Below are 16,356 nucleotides of genomic sequence, written 5' to 3' on the forward strand. Positions count from 1 at the left end.
GCCACGCCGCAGCCTCGGCGGCCGGGTGGGGTCGCGACGTGCCGGTGGGGATGTCGGGGCCCGGGTGGAGGCCCTGAGGCGGGCTCCAGCGACCCCAGCCGGCCTGGGCGTCCCCGGGTCGACCGCGAGACTGGGCCGTGAAGACGAGGGGCCCCTCGGGCTGGCCCTCGGAACGCCCATGACCCACAGCGACGCTGCGCGGAGCCTCCATCAGCGCTCTGTCACCACCGGCGCGTCGGGTGCGACACGCCGGTGCAGCGACACGCCGACACCTCGAGTTCACCCTGTGGACGGCTCGTCGTCCACACCCAGTGGATGGACGTCAGGGCAGGTCGCAGCCTGTGGAGTCGTGATCACCACGGAGTTATCCACAGTTGTCCACAGGTCTGTCCCCAGGTTGTGGACAACTCAGGTCTCCTCCACCGCAGGTGAGAGGGCTGCCGCGACCGCCTGTCCACAGGGGCGCCGCGCCAGCAGCCGGAGATCGCCGCCGCAGGCCCCCACGGGCGCTTACCGTCGACAGCACCACCGAGTCCGCGGCAGCAGGCGGCGAGCGCCCTCCGGCCCCCGTCCACCCCTGTTCCGCCGTCGGCCCACGGACTGTCGGTGGTGGGTGGCTAGATGTGGTGAGCGGTCCCGGCAGCGGGACGGACGAGACGAGCAGGGACGGGTGAGCGGGCGACCGCTCAGGAGAGGCGGGAGGGCTGACACGGATGTCGCTGGCCGACCTGGAGCCGTACGAGTCCTCGGCGGGCCCCAGTGAGGAGCTGGGGCGCACGCCCCCGCAGGACGTCGCCGCTGAGATGAGCGTGCTGGGCGGCATGATGCTCAGCAAGGACGCCATCGCCGACGTCGTCGAGCAGATCAGGGGCACGGACTTCTACCGGCCCGCCCACGAGCTCATCTACGACGCGGTCATGGACCTCTACGGTCGCGGCGAGCCGGCAGACGCCATCACGGTGGCCGCCACCCTCACCCGCAAGGGCGAGATCGGGCGCGTCGGTGGCCCCGGGTACCTGCACACGCTCATCTCGTCGGTGCCGACCGCGGCGAACGCCGGCTACTACGCCCGGATCGTGCGCGAGCGCGCCGTCCTGCGGCGCCTCGTGGAGGCCGGGACGCGCATCGTGCAGCTCGGCTACGCCGCGGAGGGCGGCGACGTCGACGCCCTCGTCAACACCGCCCAGGCCGAGGTCTACGCGGTCACCGACCAGCGCCAGACCGAGGACTACGTCCCGCTGGGCTCCACCATCGAGGCCACGATCGACGAGATCGAGGCCTCCAGCCACCGCGGCGACGGGATGATCGGTGTGCCCACGGGCTTCGCCGACCTCGACGCCCTCACCAACGGCCTCCACGGGGGCCAGATGATCGTCATCGCCGCCCGCCCCGCCATCGGCAAGGCTCTGGCGCTGGACACCCAGCTGCCCACACCCACCGGCTGGACGACGATGGGTGAGGTCTCGGTCGGGGACTGCGTCATCGCCGCTGACGGCACGCCCACCCGGGTGGTCGCCGCGACCGACGTCATGCTCGACCGCCCCTGCTACGAGCTCGTCTTCGACGACGGCACCACAGTCATCGCCGACGCCCAGCACCAGTGGGCGACCCGGACTCGTGCCGAGCGACGCAGCGGCCGATCAGCGTCGATCAGGACGACCGAGGAGATGGCCCGATCGGTGCGCTGCGCGACCGCTGACGAGCGGGTCGAGCACAGCGTGGAGGTGGCGCAGCCGCTCCAGCTCGAGCGGCAGCCGCTGCCGGTGTCCCCCTACGCCCTCGGCGTGTGGCTCGGTGACGGGCACACGGACGCGGCCCGCTTCACCACAGCGGACCTGGAAGTCGTCGCCCGCGTCGAGAGCGAGGGGTACGACGTCCGAGCCGTCGCCGGGACCATCAGCTACTCGTGGCGCCTGCCGCAGCCGCAGGTGGCTGAGGGCAGCTGCGTCGTCTGCGGCGCTGCCTTCACGCCTCGGGCCAGCCAGGTGCGCTCGTGCGGCCGCTCGTGCGGCGGCCGCGCGAAGACCGTCAGCGCGCCCGTCGCAGAGCCCGCGTGCCCCGACTGCGGCCGGTCGTCGTCAGGTCTGCGTCGCTGTTCGAGCTGCCACGCCGCCCACGGGTCCGTCCTGGGCCTCCTGAGGGGGCTCGGAGTCCTCGGGAGCAAGCACATCCCGGCGTCCTACCTCCGCGCGAGCGAGCGACAGCGTCGTGAGCTCCTGGCCGGGTTGCTGGACAGCGACGGGACCGTCAACCCCACGGGGAGCGTGCAGTTCTCGGTCACGGACGAGCGTCTCGCCCGCGACGTGCAAGAGCTCGTCCTGAGCCTCGGCTACCGGTGCGCTGTCTCGACCCGCCCTGTGGCGGGCCGAGGCCCGGAACGCTCGACCTGCTTCACGATCACCTTCTCGACTGACGACGACGTGTTCGCGCTCGAGCGCAAGCGGCTCGTGCACAAGGATCGCCGCCGTCCGTCCACGGAGAGGCTGCGGCAGCGCTACGTCGTCGAGGTCCGGCCTGTGGCCAGCGTGCCGGTGCGGTGCATCGAGATCGAGCACCCCTCGCACCTGTACCTGGCGACGCGCTCGATGGTGCCCACCCACAACTCGACCATCGGGCTGGACATCCTCCGGTCGGCGGCGATCAAGAACAACATGCCCGCCGTCGTCTTCTCCCTGGAGATGGGCAAGACCGAGATCACCATGCGCCTGCTGTCCGCCGAGGCGAAGGTGCCGCTGCAGAACATGCGCAAGGGCACCATGCGCGAGGAGGACTGGACCCGCCTGGCCCGCACCATGGGCGCGGTCAGCGAGGCGCCCCTGTTCATCGACGACAGCCCCAACATGACGCTGATGGAGATCCGCGCCAAGTGCCGCCGGCTCAAGCAGCAGCACGGGCTGAAGCTCGTCGTCATCGACTACCTGCAGCTCATGACCTCCGGCAAGAAGGTCGAGAGCCGCCAGCAGGAGGTCTCGGAGTTCTCCCGAGCCCTCAAGCTCCTCGCCAAGGAGCTCGAGGTGCCCGTCATCGCCATCTCGCAGCTCAACCGCGGCCCCGAGCAGCGCACCGACAAGCGCCCGGCCATGGCCGACCTGCGCGAGTCCGGCGCCATCGAGCAGGACGCCGACATGATCATCCTGCTGCACCGCGAAGACGCCTACGAGAAGGAGAGCCCCCGCGCGGGCGAGGCCGACCTCATCGTCGCCAAGCACCGCAACGGGCCCACGGACACCATCGTCGTGGCCTTCCAGGGCCACTACTCGCGCTTCGTGGACATGGCCACCGGCTGAGCGCCCCAGCCGGTGGCCCCGACGTCAGGCGACCTCGGCGTCCATCGCCGCCACGAAGTCGCGCTTGACCGACCGCCACGCCTCGTCCGTCATCGTGCGGCGCCAGTACGGCGAGCAGGACATCTCCGAGCGCTCCAGCCCCCTGTCGAGCAGGAGGTGGCGGCGGACCGCCCTGATCTCCTCCGCCTCGCCGTGCACGAAGGCGTGGACGGTGCCGTCGGGCCACTCCAGGGCGCGCGTCGCCTCGAGCAGCAGCGCCGCGTCCCGCTCGTCGTCGTGGGTGCGGTGCAGCCACACCAGGTCCGTCCCCGCCGGCGCCGACAGCGGAACCTCGTGCTCCGGGCCGTCGCAGACGAGCCGCACCACCGCGGTGGCGTCGGTCGGCAGCGCCTCCAGGGAGGCCGCGACCGCCGGCAGCGCCGACTCGTCGCCGAGCATGAGGTGCCACGCGGCGGCCGGGTCCGGCCGGTAGCCCGACGCCGGTCCCTCGAAGACGAGCACGTCACCGGGCTCTGCCGACGCGGCCCACGGCCCCGCGACCCCCGCGTCGCCGTGCACGACGAAGTCAATCGCCAGCTCGCGCGCGTCGGCGTCCCAGGAGCGCACGGTGTACCGGCGCCGGGCCGGCAGCTGCTCGCGCGGCAACCCGGCCTCGCGCAGCGCCCTCGGGTCGAACACCGCACCGTAGGGCGCGCCCGCCGGGGGGATCGCCACGTTGACGTACGCGTCGGTGCCGTCGGCGGACCGGAAGCCGTCGAGGCCCGGGCCGCCCAGCACCACCCTCACCAGCGTCGGGGTCAGCCGCTCGGTCCTCACCACTGATCCGTGCACGGCCCCATGCTAGACGCGCGAGTTAGGTGACCCTTACCCCTGCAGCAGCCACAGGGGGTCGTCGAGGAAGCGGCGGGCGCACTCCACGGAACCCGGCAGCTGCGCGTCGAACAGGCCCGGTGGCAGCGCGTCGGCGCGGTGCCCGGTGGTCCACCCCAGCAGCTGCAACCGGCGGAGCATCGCCAGCGCGCAGGCGTGCACGAGGTCGGCCTGGGTCAGCGGCGACACCTCGCGGTAGCCGGCCACCCACGCCCGCGCCATGGCGGGGGCGTACGGCTCGTGGTCGACGAAGCTGAGGGCCGCGGCGAAGTCGTACAGGTAGAAGCCGAAGCCGCAGTCGTCGAAGTCGATGACCGTCAGCGCCCCGTCGGCGGTCGCCATGATGTTGGACGGGCGCAGGTCGGCGTGGATGAGGCCCCAGTGGTCGCGGGTCGCGGGGAGGTCGGCCAGCAGCTCCAGGGCCCGCGCCTGCGCCCTCCCGAGCAGCAGCTCGTCCTCGGGGCTCTCGACCGCCTGCTCCCACGGCCCCCAGCGGGCCGTCGGTCCGACGAGGTCGGGGACGTCCCACGTGAACCGCTCGAAGGCGTGCGGCGGCTCCCAGGACCGGGCGTGCTCGTGGAAGAGCGCGGTCCACCGGCCGATGGTGCGGTAGCACTCGGCGGGGTCGTCGAGCTCCTCCAGCGGCGACCCCTCCACGAAGCGCGTGGAGACGCACGCCCACCCGTGCCCCCGGGTGTCCTTGACGACGGCGGTGAAGCCGCCGCGCACCGTGGGCACCGGGTCGATGAGGCGCACCTCGTCGAGCGCGTGCAGCGCCCCCAGCCAGGCGATCTCGCTGGCGATGGCCGCCGGGCCCCCCACGTACCCGGGCTGCGACACCCGGACCACGCCCACCGGCCGGCCGTCGAGGTCGAGCCGGAAGGTGGCGTTCTCCGAGACGGTGATGAGGGGCATGTCCACCCGCATCGGCTCCAGCCCCCACGCCGCGCACACGCCCCGGTGCAGCCAGTACGGCGCCGGGGCGCCCTTCCCGAGCGCGTCGAAGGCGTGCAGGGAGACGTCGGTGCTGGGCTGCTCGACGGGCTGCTCGACGGGCTGCTCGACGGGCTGCTCGACGGGCTGCTCGCTCGGGGTGTCGAGCCCGTCCGCCGCGGCGGTGGAGGCAGGGGCGGTCGGGGCGGTCACCGACCGATGGTGGCGAACCGGACGTCGCGCGCGGGCCGACGAAACAGGTCCTTAACGCGGCTCGCGCAGACTCCGCCCGTGACCGCCCCGTCGACCACCCGCTCCACGATCATGGACACCAACAGCTTCCGCCCGGAGGACGCCGAGGGCGTCAGCGAGCAGACGCTGGCGCTGACGCGCCGCCGCTCGCAGCTGCTCGGACCCGCCTACCGCCTCTTCTACCGCGACCCGGTGCACCTGGTGCGCGGGGTCGGGTCTCACCTGTTCGACGCCGACGGCGAGCGCTACCTCGACGTCTACAACAACGTCGCCAGCGTCGGGCACTGCCACCCGCGGGTGGTGTCCGCGGTGCAGCAGCAGGTGGCCACGCTCAACACCCACACCCGCTACCTGCACGAGGCGGTGCTCGACTACGCCGAGGACCTGCTCTCCACGGCGCCCGACGAGATCGGCCAGCTCATGCTGCTGTGCACGGGCTCGGAGGCCAACGACCTCGCGGTCCGGGTCGCCCAGGCCCACACCGGCGCCAGGGGCGTGGTGATCTCCTCCGAGGCCTACCACGGCAACACCGACACCGTCTCCCAGCTCTCACCGGCCCTCGGCACCGCTCAGCCGATCGGGGAGTGGGTGCGCACCGTGCCCGCCCCCGACGCGCGGCTCGCCGCCGCGGAGGGCTGGGACGACCTCGGCGCCTGGTTCGCCGCGAAGGTCGCGGCCGCTGCCGACGAGCTGGAGGACGCCGGCTTCGGCGTCGCTGCGCTCCTGGCCGACTCGATCTTCTCCTCCGACGGCGTCTTCCCCGACCCGGCCGGGTTCCTGGCGCCCGCCGTCGCCGAGGTCCGCGCCCGCGGCGGCGTCTTCATCGCCGACGAGGTGCAGCCCGGGTTCGCCCGGACCGGCCGCGCCTTCTGGGGCTTCGACGGCCACGGCGTGGTGCCGGAGCTCGTCACCACGGGCAAGCCGATGGGCAACGGCATCCCCGTCTCGGGGCTGCTCGCGCGCTCCGAGGTGCTGGCCTCCTTCGCCGACCACCTGCCGTACTTCAACACCTTCGGCGGCAACCCCGTCTCGGTGGCAGCGGCGCAGGCGGTGCTCGACGTCATCCGCGACGAGGACCTGCAGGGCAGCGCCCTGCGCGTCGGGACCGCGCTGCGAGACGACCTGGTCTCGCTGTCCGCCCGCACGGACCTCCTCGGTGAGGTGCGCGGGTCCGGGCTGTACATCGGCCTGGAGGTGGTGGACCCGGAGACCGGCGCTGGGTCGAAGGCGCTGGCGCTGGACGTGGTGGAGGCGCTGCGGCAGCGTCGCGTGCTGACCTCCGTCTGCGGCGCCGGTGGCGACGTGCTCAAGCTGCGGCCGCCGCTGGTCTTCTCCGCGACCGACGCGGCGTGGCTGCTGGAGGCTCTCGACGACGCCGCCCGCGCCGTGGGAGCGTCCCGCCGCGCAGCGGGCAGCTGACGCGCGCCAGGGGCGTCCGGACGACGTCCGGACGCCCCTGGCGGCGGTCCTCTCGGGCGAGCTGCGGCTCTGGCCGGCTCAGACGGACAGGACGGTGCCCACGCGGAGCCGGTCGGGGTCCGCACCGATGACCGCGGCGTTCGCGGCGTGCAGCGCCTGCCAGGTGGTGCCGGTCGAGGCGGCGATGCTCGAGAGCGTGTCACCGGATCGCACCGTGTACCCGCCGGACCCGCCGGACCCGCCGGAGCGCTCGGTCGACCGGGACGCGGTGGGCGCCTCCCGCGAGGCCACCACCTCGCTGGAGCTGCCCGCCGCGTCGGCGCCGGACAGGCCGAGCTTCGCGGAGCACGCGGGCCAGGCGCCCCAGCCCTGCACCGCGAGCACCCGCTCGGCGACGGCGATCTGCTGCTCGCGGCTGGCCAGGTCGGCGCGGGAGGCGTACTGACCGCCCCCGAACTCGCGCCACGTGCTCGACGAGAACTGCAGGCCGCCGTAGTAGCCGTTCCCGCTGTTGATCGACCAGTCGCTGGTGCTCTCGCAGACCGCGAGGCGGTCCCAGGTGCTGGCGGAGGCCGCCTGCGCGGCGGTGCCCGACAGGGCCACCAGCGGTGCTGCCGCCAGTGAGGCTGCTGCCGCGAGGGCGAGCAGGCGACGACGGGAGCTTCGGACCGGGGCGTGTGTCTGCTGGGTCATCAGGCCGCCCACCCTGACACAGATCACCGAGAGTGTCGAAAAACCTCGTAGAACCCCATTGTCGTCACGGCTAGTAGTCGACGGGGGGTCCGCAGGTCAGACGGACAGGACCTGCCCCACGAAGATGCGGTGCGGGTTGCTGCCGATCACGGAGGTGTTGGCGGAGTAGATCGCCTGCCACGTGGTGCCCTGCGCCGCGGCGATCTTCGCCAACGTGTCACCGGCCGCCACCGTGTAGGAGCCGCCCGTGCGGGCCGCGGAGCGGGACGCCTGCGGGCTGCGCTGGGCGGTCACGTCGGCCGCGGGGGCGGCCGCTGCCGGTGCGGCGCCTGCGGACCCGGCCTTGTCGGCGGCTCCCAGGCCCAGCTTGCGCGAGCAGGCCGGCCAGGCGCCCCACCCCTGCGCGTCGAGGACCTTCTCGGCGGTGGCGATCTGCTGCTCGCGGCTGGCCAGGTCCGCGCGGGAGGCGTACTGCCCGCCGCCGAAGCCCTTCCAGGTGCTGGCCGAGAACTGCAGTCCGCCGTAGTAGCCGTTGCCGCTGTTGATGGCCCAGTTGCCGGTGCTCTCGCACTGCGCGAGGCGGTCCCAGGTGGCGCCCGTGGCGGCGGACGCGGGCGCCGCCACGGCCACGACGGGTGCCGCGGCGACCGCGGCGGTGGCCGCCACGCCGAGCGCCCGGCGGGTCAGGCGGCTGGGCTCGGGCTGGGCGCGGTGGCGTGCGGTGCGGCTCACGGGTGACCTCCGTGTCGACGGTGCTCCGGTCCGGTCGCCGTGCTGCTCGACCGGGCGTTCGCCCACAACCTACGGACGGCGTGTGCGCCCGTGGGTGCTTTTGGGGGAACTTGTGGACGAAGCGCCGCGGGCTACCGTCGTCAGGTGACCTCCGACGGTCCTGTGCGCACGGATCCGCGCACCGGTCCGTCCGGTCGCCCTCGCACGGTGCTCCACGTGGACCTCGACGCGTTCTACGCGGCCGTGGAGCAGCGCGACAAGCCGTCGCTGCGCGGCAAGCCGGTGGTGGTCGGCGGCACGGCGTGGCGCGGCGTGGTGGCCACCGCCTCCTACGAGGCGAGGGCCTTCGGGGTCGGCTCCGCGATGCCCACGGCGGCGGCGCGGCGGGCCTGCCCCTGGGCCGCCTACCTCTCCCCGCGCTTCGAGGCCTACCGCGCCGCGTCGGCGCACGTGATGGCGCTGCTCGCCGACCTCGCGGGCCCGCCGGGGCTCCTGGAGCCGCTCTCGCTGGACGAGGCCTACGTCGACCTGAGCGGCTCGTCCACGGGTCCCGACGACGAGGCGGTCCTCGCCGCCGCGGTCGCCTTCCGGGAGCGCGTGCGCGAGCAGGTGGGCCTGACGGCCTCGGTGGGGGTCGGGACGAGCAAGCTGGTGGCCAAGGTGGCCTCGGACCTGCGCAAGCCGGACGCGCTCCTCGTGGTGCCCGCGGGTGCCGAGCGATCAGTGCTCTCACCGCTGGGGGTGCGCTCGCTGCCGGGCGTGGGACCCGCCACCGAGGCCCGCCTGGCCGGGCTCGGCGTGGCCACGGTGGGCCAGCTGGCGGCGACGGACGAGCGCGAGCTGGTCTCCCTGCTCGGGAAGGCGGCGGGCGCGGCGCTGCACGCCGCCGCGCTGGGCGTGGACCCGCGGCCGGTGGTGCCGGAGAGGGAGGCCAAGTCGGTGAGCGCCGAGGAGACGTTCCCCACCGACGTCGTGGACCGGTCGGTGCTGTCCGCGGAGCTGCGGCGGATGGCCGAGCGGGTGGCGCAGCGGCTCCAGGCCTCCGGGGTGAGGGGCCGCACGGTGACCGTCAAGGCCCGCCGGTACGACTTCACGGCGCTGGCCCGCTCCGCCACCACCGCCGGCGGCCCGGGCGTGGTCACCGCGGAGGAGATCTGCGCGGCGGCCGCGCCGCTCCTCGCGGCCATCAACACGACGGGCGGCCTGCGGCTGCTGGGCGTGGGCGTCTCGGGCCTGGTGGGCGCCCTCGACGGGCTCGACGACCCGGTCCAGGGAGACCTGCTCGCCGACCTCCTCGCGCAGGCCTCCGCCGCCCCCGCCCCGGGGGCGGCGGACCCCGAAGCGGAGCAGGAGGACGACGACGGGAGCGCGGACGCCGGGCAGCCGGAGGTGCTGGCGGCTGGTGCCTCCGCCGTGCTGTGGCGCCCGGGCCAGGACGTCGTCCACCGCGAGCACGGGCCGGGGTGGGTGCAGGGCTCGGGCGTCGGCCGGGTCACGGTGCGCTTCGAGGGGCCGCACACCGGAGTGGGGCGGGTCCGCACCTTCGCCGTGGACGACGGCGACCTCGCGCCTTCGGGACCGCCGGTCTGGTGACCCCTGTGGCCCGAGTCCCGTGATGGATGGGGTTGGTGTTCCACGTGGGACGCATGTGGTGTGTCGTGTCCCGTCGGTCGGGTTCATGCGGCACACTGGGCGTGCGCGGCAGAGTCCGGAGCGCCGAGCCCAGCGCTCGCGCCGGACCGCCCACCCGATCACCTCCCGCGCCGCGCCGGCGTGACGCCCCGGCGGGAGGTGGCCAGCCACCAGCGCCGAGGCGGACGCCCGCGCGCCGGACCGGCCTGCGCCGCGCCCCGCGCGCCGCGGCCCGAGAGGAACCCCCACCGTGTCTCCCACCAACGCGCCCGGCCACGGCAACCCCGGCCACAACGGCCCCGGCCACTCCGCCCCGGGCCGCACCGCCGGTGCCGCCCCCCGCGACGGCTCCGGCGAGGGCGGCCAGCAGCGCCGCCGCCGTGGCGGCCGCGGCCGCGGCGGCCAGGCGGGCGCTGCTCGCCCGGCCTCGGCCCCCCAGGGCTCCCGGGTCCTCGCCCCCGGGTCCCTGGCGCCCGGCGCCCCCCGCGCCGGTGCCGTGCAGCCGCCGGCCCCCCGCGCCGAGAGCGCACCGCCCCAGCGCGCCGCGCAGGCCGCCGTGCGTCCCGCCTCCCCGTCGGACCCGTCCACCGGGGAGGCCACCGGGGCGTCGTTCGCGGAGCTCGGCGTCCCGGCCCCGCTCGTGGCCTCGCTCGAGGCCCGCGGCGTCACCAGCCCGTTCCCCATCCAGGCGGCGACGCTCCCGGACACCCTCGCCGGTCGTGACGTGCTCGGCCGCGGTCGCACCGGATCGGGCAAGACCATCGCCTTCGCGCTGCCGCTGGTCGCCCGCGTCGCCGCGGGACAGGCCCCGCGGACACCCCGCCGCCCGCGCGGCCTCGTGCTGGCCCCCACCCGCGAGCTCGCCACGCAGATCGCCGCCACCGTCGAGCCGCTCGCGCAGGCCGCCGGGCTGCGCACCACCGTGGTGTTCGGCGGGGTCCCGCAGGGCCGCCAGGTGACCGCCCTGGCTGCCGGCGTCGACATCGTCATCGCCTGCCCGGGTCGCCTCGAGGACCTCCTGCGCCAGCGCGAGCTCACGCTGGACGGCGTCGAGGTGACCGTCCTCGACGAGGCCGACCACATGGCCGACCTGGGCTTCCTGCCCGGCGTGCGCCGCCTCCTGGACGCCACCCCCCGGGGGGGCCAGCGCCTGCTGTTCTCCGCCACCCTGGACAACGGCGTCGACGTGCTGGTCAAGCGCTTCCTCGTCGACCCGCTGACCCACTCGGTCGACAGCGCCACCGCCCCGCCGCCGGCGATGACCCACCACGCGCTGCACGTGGCCGACGCGGGCGCCAAGACCGAGGTCGTGCGCCACCTCGCCTCCGGCACCGGCCGCCGGGTGCTCTTCCTGCGCACCAAGCACCAGGCCAAGAAGCTGGCCAAGCAGCTCACCGCGTCGGGGATCCCCGCGGTGGACCTGCACGGCAACCTCTCCCAGAACGCGCGGGTTCGGAACCTCGACGCGTTCTCCTCCGGCGAGGTGAAGGTCATGGTCGCCACCGACATCGCCGCGCGCGGCATCCACGTCGACGACGTCGAGCTGGTGGTGCACGTCGACCCGCCGACCGAGCACAAGGCGTACCTGCACCGGTCCGGCCGCACCGCCCGTGCGGGCTCCGGCGGTGACGTGGTCACCGTGGTGCTGCCCGAGCAGGGCCGCGAGGTGGCGCAGATGATGCGGCAGGCCCGGATCACCGCCGAGCAGCACCAGCGGACCACGGCCGGCTCCGAGGTGGTCCTCCGCCTGACCGGTGAGGTGGCCCCGCACGTCGAGCCGGCGCCCCCGGCACCGCCGGTCCAGCCGACCCGCTCCACCAGCGGCGCCAGGAGCGGCGGCTCGCGGCGCGGTGGCACCGGCTCCCGCAGCAGCGTCAGCGGCGGTGGTTCTGGCCGCGGTCGCCAGGGCGGCCAGGGTGGTCGCCGGGGTGGCCAGGACAGGCTCACCTCATTTCGCTAGTCAGGCCTTCCGATATTCGGTGAGGGCAGCCTCACCGAATATCGAAAGGGCCTCGTGATTTATCACGAACGGCCGCTGACCTGGGGTGTTGCATTAGATATTCCGGTGCGGAGCCGATAAGGTCATCGACGAGCGCTTTTCCGTACCGACTCCTGGAGGTCACCGTGGCCACGCTCGAGATGCCCGCCGTCACCGAGTGCACCGTCGCCGGCTGCTCGTACAACCACGACGGCTGCCACGCCTTCGCCATCACCGTCGGGTCCGCCGACGGCTCGGCGGACTGCGGCACCTTCATCCCGCTGGGCCGCAAGGGCGGGCTGGACAAGGTCGTGGCGCAGGTGGGTGCGTGCTCGCGCAGCAACTGCGCGTTCAACACCGACCTCGAGTGCACCGCCAGCTCCATCCGCGTGGGCGCCGGGGCGAGCGGCTCGGACACCGCCGCCTGCCTCACCTTCCAGGCCTCCTGACCCCGCTCCCGGCCCCGGGCCGGGCCCAGCAGGACCACCGACCGCCGGTCGTCGCCCCCCGCGACGGCCGGCGGTCGTCGTCTGCGGGGGTGCGCACCCCCGCGGCACGCACCCGGGAGACTGACCCGGTGCGCGCGTGGGTGGTGTGGGGCGTCGGCGTCGCGGCGTACGTCGTGGCGGTGCTGCAGCGCACCTCCTTCGGGGTGGCGGGCCTCGACGCGGTCGACAGGTTCGGGACCACGGCGGCCGCGGTCTCCGCCTTCACCGTGCTCCAGCTCCTCGTCTACGCCGCGCTGCAGGTGCCCGCCGGCGTCCTCCTGGACCGGTTCGGCACCCGGAGGCTCGTGGTCACCGGTGGTCTGCTCATGGCCGCGGGCCAGCTCGTGCTCGCCGTGGGCGCGGTGCTGCCGCTCGCCGTGGTGGGGCGCGTGCTCGTGGGTGCGGGCGACGCGCTGACGTTCATCAGCGTGCTGCGGCTCGTGGGGGCGTGGTTCCCGGCGCGCCAGGCGCCGGTCATCACCCAGCTCACGGGCCTGATGGGCCAGCTGGGCCAGGTGCTGTCCGCGGTGCCGCTCGTGGCGGTCCTGTCGGGGCCGGGCTGGACCCCGGCCTTCGCGTCGGCAGCGGCCCTCGGCGTGATCGCCACGGTCCTCGCGGCCCTCCTCGTGCGTGACGCCCCGGGCGTGCGCTCCCGCTCCGGCCCGCCGCTGAGCTGGTCCAAGGCCGGCCGCGACCTCGTGCGGGCCTGGCGGAACCCCGGGACGCGGCTCGGCCTGTGGAGCCACTTCGCCACCCAGTTCCCCGGCACGGTCTTCGCGCTCATGTGGGGGTTCCCCTTCCTCGAGCGCGGTGAGGGCGTGCCGCAGGCCACGGTCAGCGCGCTCTTCACGTCCTACGTCGTCGCCGGGCTCGTGGCCGGCCCGCTGCTGGGCGTGCTCGTGGCCCGGCACCCGCTGCGCCGCTCCTGGCTGGTGCTGACCATCGTCGCCGCCAACGCGGCGGCCTGGACCGCGGTGCTCCTGTGGCCGGGACCGGCGCCGCTGTGGCTCCTCGGCCTGCTCGTCCTCGCGCTCGCCAGCGGGGGGCCGGGGTCCATGGTGGGCTTCGACTACGCCCGCACCTTCAACCCCGCGGACCGCCAGGGCACGGCGACGGGCATCGTCAACGTGGGCGGGTTCGTGGCCAGCCTGCTGACGGTGCTGGCTGTCGGCGTGGTGCTCGACGCCACCGGCGGCGACTACTCCCTGGGCGACTTCCGCGCCGCCTTCAGCGTGCAGTACGTCGTGTGGTCCGTGGGCCTCGTCGGGGTCCTGGTGACGCGCCGGAAGGTGCGGGCGCAGCTGGCGGCCGAGGGGGTGGTGGTGCCCCCGATCCGCGTGGCACTGGCCCAGCGCTTCCCGCGCCGGGTCCGGGCGGGTGCCCCCGTCAGGCGGGGGGAGGAGCGATGACCGGCAGCGAGCCGGTGGTCACCGGGTCGGGCGGCGCGATGTCGGAGGGGCGCAGGCGGTAGACCCGCAGGTGCAGGTCGTAGTACTTGTCTGTCTCCCCGACCCACTCCATGCCGAGGCGCCGCGCGATCCACTCGCCGCGGTCGTTGCCGGGGCGGACCACCGCGAAGACCTCCGAGGCGCCGCGGTCGAAGGCCCACGCCGCCAGGGCGCGCGCGCCCTCGCTGGCGTAGCTGTGGCCCCAGTGCTCCGGAGCCAGCTGCCAGGCGATCTCGAGGTCCTCGCCGTGCGGCGGCATGGTCCGCAGCACCAGCGCGCCGACCACGGCGCCGTCCTCCTTGCGGGCCAGCGCCCAGCGCCCGACGAACTGCTCGACGTCGTCGCCCTCCCTGACCTGCTCGGCGCGCCACTGCTCGAGGCGCTCGGCCATGGCCTGCTCGTCCGGGACCGCCTCGGCCGCCGGCGCGAGCCAGCGGGAGACCCTCTCGTCACCGAAGACGGCGAGGGCGGCGGCGGCGTCGGAGCGCTCCCAGTCGCGCACGACGAGGCGCTCGGTGGTCACCAGGTGGGTCACGCGGGCCACCGTAGCGCCCGGCGCCGGAGGGGACACCCGACGAAGATCCGGCCCGCGGTGGGCGACGATGCGGGGGTGACGCCGACGACCCGAGCCGCCGACGTCGTCCTGCTCGGCGGTGGCGGCGCCGGCACCGCCGTCCTCCACCACCTGGCGCTGCACCTGCTGCGGCAGCGGCAGCGCCGCCCGCTGCGCGTCGTCGTCGTCGACCCCCTCGACAGGCTGGCCGCGCGCCCGGCGGACCGCACGTGGTGCTCCTGGGTGCCGCGCGGGGGACGCGCGGAGGCCGAGCTGGGGCCGGCGGTCCACCGCTGGTGGCCGACGGTGCTGGTGGTGGCGCGCGACGGGTCACCGGTGCGGCTGGACCTCGCCCCGCTGCGCTACGCCATGGTGCGCGGTGAGGACTACTACGCCCACGTCGCCGCGCTGGTCGCCCGCGCCGTCGACCGCGGGGCCCTGGACCTGGCGCACCTCCCGGTCGCCGCGCTCGACGTGGAGGAGGACGCCACCGCGGCGCGGGTGGTGCTGCCGCAGGGCCACCTGGTGGCCCCGGTGGTGCTCGACTCCCGCCCCGCCCCGCCCGCGCGGCCGGGTGCCTCCAGTCTCGTGCAGCACTTCCTCGGGCAGCGGGTGCGCGGCGCCGAGGGCTCGGTGGACCCGGACCGGGCCGTGCTCATGGACTTCTCCGTGCCCCAGCCACCGGTCGGCCTCGCGTTCGGCTACTGCCTCCCCAGCGACACCGCGACGTCCCTCGTGGAGCACACGGCATTCGTGCCGGAGCCGCTGGCGGCGCAGGAGCAGGCCGCCGCGCTGGCCGCCTACCTCCCCGGGGCGCTGGGGACGACGACGAGCGCCGGCCTGCACGTGGAGCACGTCGAGGCCGGCGCCATCCCCATGACCGACGCCCCCTTCACCCAGCGGCCGGCTGCGCCGCCGGGACAGCGCCGCAGCCGCGTGGTGAGGCTGGGGACGGCGGGCGGTGCCGTGCGCCCGTCCACCGGGTACGCGTTCACCGCCATGCACCGCGCGGCGCGCGCGCTGGCCGGCCAGCTGGCCGCGGGCGTGCCCGGTGACCGCCTCGACGTGCCTCGGCCCTACCCGCGCCGCCACGCGTGGATGGACGCCCTCGTGCTCCGCGCGCTGATCGACGGCCCGCAGCGCGGCGGTCTCGAGGGCCCGGACTTCTTCGTGAGGCTCTTCACCCGCAACCCCCCGCAGAGGGTGCTGCGCTTCCTGGACGGGCTGACCGGTCCCGCGGAGGAGCTGGCCCTCATGGCCACCTCCCCGCGGGGCCCGATGCTGCGGGCAGCGGCCCGCGACGCCGCCTGGCGCCTGGGGGGCGGGCGGTGACCCGGCTCGGTGGGCGCACCGGGAGCGGCCAGGGAGGGAGGCGGACGGGGTCGACGGGGTCGACGGGGTGGTCGGGGTGGTCGGGGTGGTCGGCGCGCCGCCGCCTGCTGCTGGGTGCCGCGGTGCTGGCGGCGCTGGCCGCCGCGCTCGGTGCGGACGTGCTGGCCCACGGCCTGGTCAGCCGCCTGGACGAGCCCGCGAAGGAGCTCGGCGAGCGGCTGCGCTCCCGGGAGCTCACCCCCGTGGTGCGCCTGCTCTCCGACCTCGGCACCACCCCGTACCGGGCCGTGCTGGCGCTGCTGGCGTCGGTGCCCCTGGCGCTGCGGTGGGCCTCCTGGCTGCCCGTGGCCTACGCAGCGCTCGTGGTGGGTCTCGCACCTGCGGTGAGCGCGAGCACCAAGCGCCTGGTGGGCCGGCCCCGACCTCCCGCGGCGGAGGCGCTGGAGCACCCGCTCGACCCCTCCTTCCCCAGCGGCCACGCCACCGCGTCGGCGGCGCTGGCCACCGGCCTGGCCGTCCTGGCGGTGGTGGCGCTGCGCAGCGCCTGGGCGCGGGTGGCGGCGGTCTCGGCGGCGGGGGCCTTCGCGCTGGTGGTGGGGCTCACCCGCGTCTACCTCGGTGCGCACTGGCTCACCGACGTGCTGGCCGGCTGGTGCACTGGCGCCGCCGTGGCCCTCGCCCTCGCTGCGGCCGTGCGCCCGTGGCTCCGGGGCCGCCCTGATGTCAACACACCTTGACA

General features: G+C 75.1%; 13 protein-coding genes. 8 read left to right on the forward strand and 5 right to left on the reverse strand.

Annotation, left to right across the window (positions count from 1 at the left end; translation table 11 throughout):
* The first annotated feature begins 713 nt into the window (after positions 1-713).
* Positions 714-3,287, forward strand: coding sequence for a replicative DNA helicase (gene dnaB / locus FHN55_RS04460; RefSeq protein WP_139711047.1), 2,574 nt, complete (start codon positions 714-716; stop codon positions 3,285-3,287).
* 24 nt (positions 3,288-3,311) lie between these two features.
* Here the strand turns inward: dnaB and FHN55_RS04465 are convergent, their stop codons facing one another.
* Together FHN55_RS04465 and FHN55_RS04470 are read right to left on the reverse strand one after the other, a co-directional pair.
* Positions 3,312-4,118, reverse strand: coding sequence for a siderophore-interacting protein (locus FHN55_RS04465; RefSeq protein ID WP_180357636.1), 807 nt, complete (start codon positions 4,116-4,118; stop codon positions 3,312-3,314).
* A gap of 33 nt (positions 4,119-4,151) precedes the next feature.
* Entirely contained in the window at positions 4,152-5,303 is a 1,152-nt protein-coding gene (locus tag FHN55_RS04470; protein ID WP_139711048.1) for a phosphotransferase, read from the reverse strand.
* A gap of 78 nt (positions 5,304-5,381) precedes the next feature.
* Here FHN55_RS04470 and FHN55_RS04475 point away from each other — a divergent pair, with 78 nt between their 5' ends.
* The gene (locus FHN55_RS04475; protein WP_218974343.1) at positions 5,382-6,761 is read left to right on the forward strand and encodes an aspartate aminotransferase family protein; all 1,380 of its coding nucleotides are present in this window, start codon (positions 5,382-5,384) and stop codon (positions 6,759-6,761) included.
* 78 nt (positions 6,762-6,839) lie between these two features.
* Here FHN55_RS04475 and FHN55_RS04480 read toward each other — a convergent pair whose 3' ends face one another.
* Both FHN55_RS04480 and FHN55_RS24075 read right to left on the reverse strand, forming a co-directional pair.
* On the reverse strand, positions 6,840-7,454 hold the full coding sequence (locus FHN55_RS04480; protein WP_139711049.1) for a transglycosylase family protein: 615 nt from the start codon (positions 7,452-7,454) through the stop codon (positions 6,840-6,842).
* Positions 7,455-7,550: 96 nt separating this feature from the next.
* Entirely contained in the window at positions 7,551-8,186 is a 636-nt protein-coding gene (locus FHN55_RS24075) for a transglycosylase family protein (RefSeq protein WP_139711050.1), read from the reverse strand.
* Positions 8,187-8,348: 162 nt separating this feature from the next.
* On the opposite strand from FHN55_RS24075, the gene FHN55_RS04490 reads away from it, so the two are divergent.
* The 4 genes from FHN55_RS04490 (at position 8,349) to FHN55_RS04505 (ending at position 13,693) form a co-directional block, all read left to right on the forward strand.
* Positions 8,349-9,779: a DNA polymerase IV gene (locus FHN55_RS04490; protein WP_139711200.1), complete on the forward strand. Its 1,431-nt coding sequence runs from the start codon at positions 8,349-8,351 to the stop codon at positions 9,777-9,779.
* Positions 9,780-10,068: 289 nt separating this feature from the next.
* The gene (locus FHN55_RS04495) at positions 10,069-11,778 is read left to right on the forward strand and encodes a DEAD/DEAH box helicase (protein WP_139711051.1); all 1,710 of its coding nucleotides are present in this window, start codon (positions 10,069-10,071) and stop codon (positions 11,776-11,778) included.
* A 164-nt stretch (positions 11,779-11,942) separates the two neighbouring features.
* Positions 11,943-12,245, forward strand: coding sequence for a DUF1540 domain-containing protein (locus FHN55_RS04500; RefSeq protein ID WP_139711052.1), 303 nt, complete (start codon positions 11,943-11,945; stop codon positions 12,243-12,245).
* A gap of 128 nt (positions 12,246-12,373) precedes the next feature.
* The gene (locus FHN55_RS04505; RefSeq protein WP_218974344.1) at positions 12,374-13,693 is read left to right on the forward strand and encodes a nitrate/nitrite transporter; all 1,320 of its coding nucleotides are present in this window, start codon (positions 12,374-12,376) and stop codon (positions 13,691-13,693) included.
* Here the strand turns inward: FHN55_RS04505 and FHN55_RS04510 are convergent.
* A complete protein-coding gene (locus tag FHN55_RS04510) occupies positions 13,671-14,267 on the reverse strand; it encodes a GNAT family N-acetyltransferase (RefSeq protein ID WP_139711053.1) in 597 nt (198 codons plus the stop codon). The genes FHN55_RS04505 and FHN55_RS04510 overlap by 23 nt on opposite strands.
* Before the next feature lie 75 nt (positions 14,268-14,342).
* Here FHN55_RS04510 and FHN55_RS04515 point away from each other — a divergent pair, with 75 nt between their 5' ends.
* Together FHN55_RS04515 and FHN55_RS04520 are read left to right on the forward strand one after the other, a co-directional pair.
* Positions 14,343-15,617, forward strand: a complete 1,275-nt coding sequence (locus FHN55_RS04515; RefSeq protein WP_139711054.1) for a lycopene cyclase family protein — start codon at positions 14,343-14,345, stop codon at positions 15,615-15,617.
* A complete protein-coding gene (locus FHN55_RS04520) occupies positions 15,614-16,354 on the forward strand; it encodes a phosphatase PAP2 family protein (RefSeq protein WP_139711055.1) in 741 nt (246 codons plus the stop codon). Before FHN55_RS04515 ends, FHN55_RS04520 begins: the two co-directional genes overlap by 4 nt.
* Positions 16,355-16,356 lie beyond the last annotated feature (2 nt).

The organism is Streptomyces sp. NP160, assembly GCF_006335115.1.
In the GTDB taxonomy this organism is placed as follows: domain Bacteria; phylum Actinomycetota; class Actinomycetes; order Actinomycetales; family Quadrisphaeraceae; genus Quadrisphaera.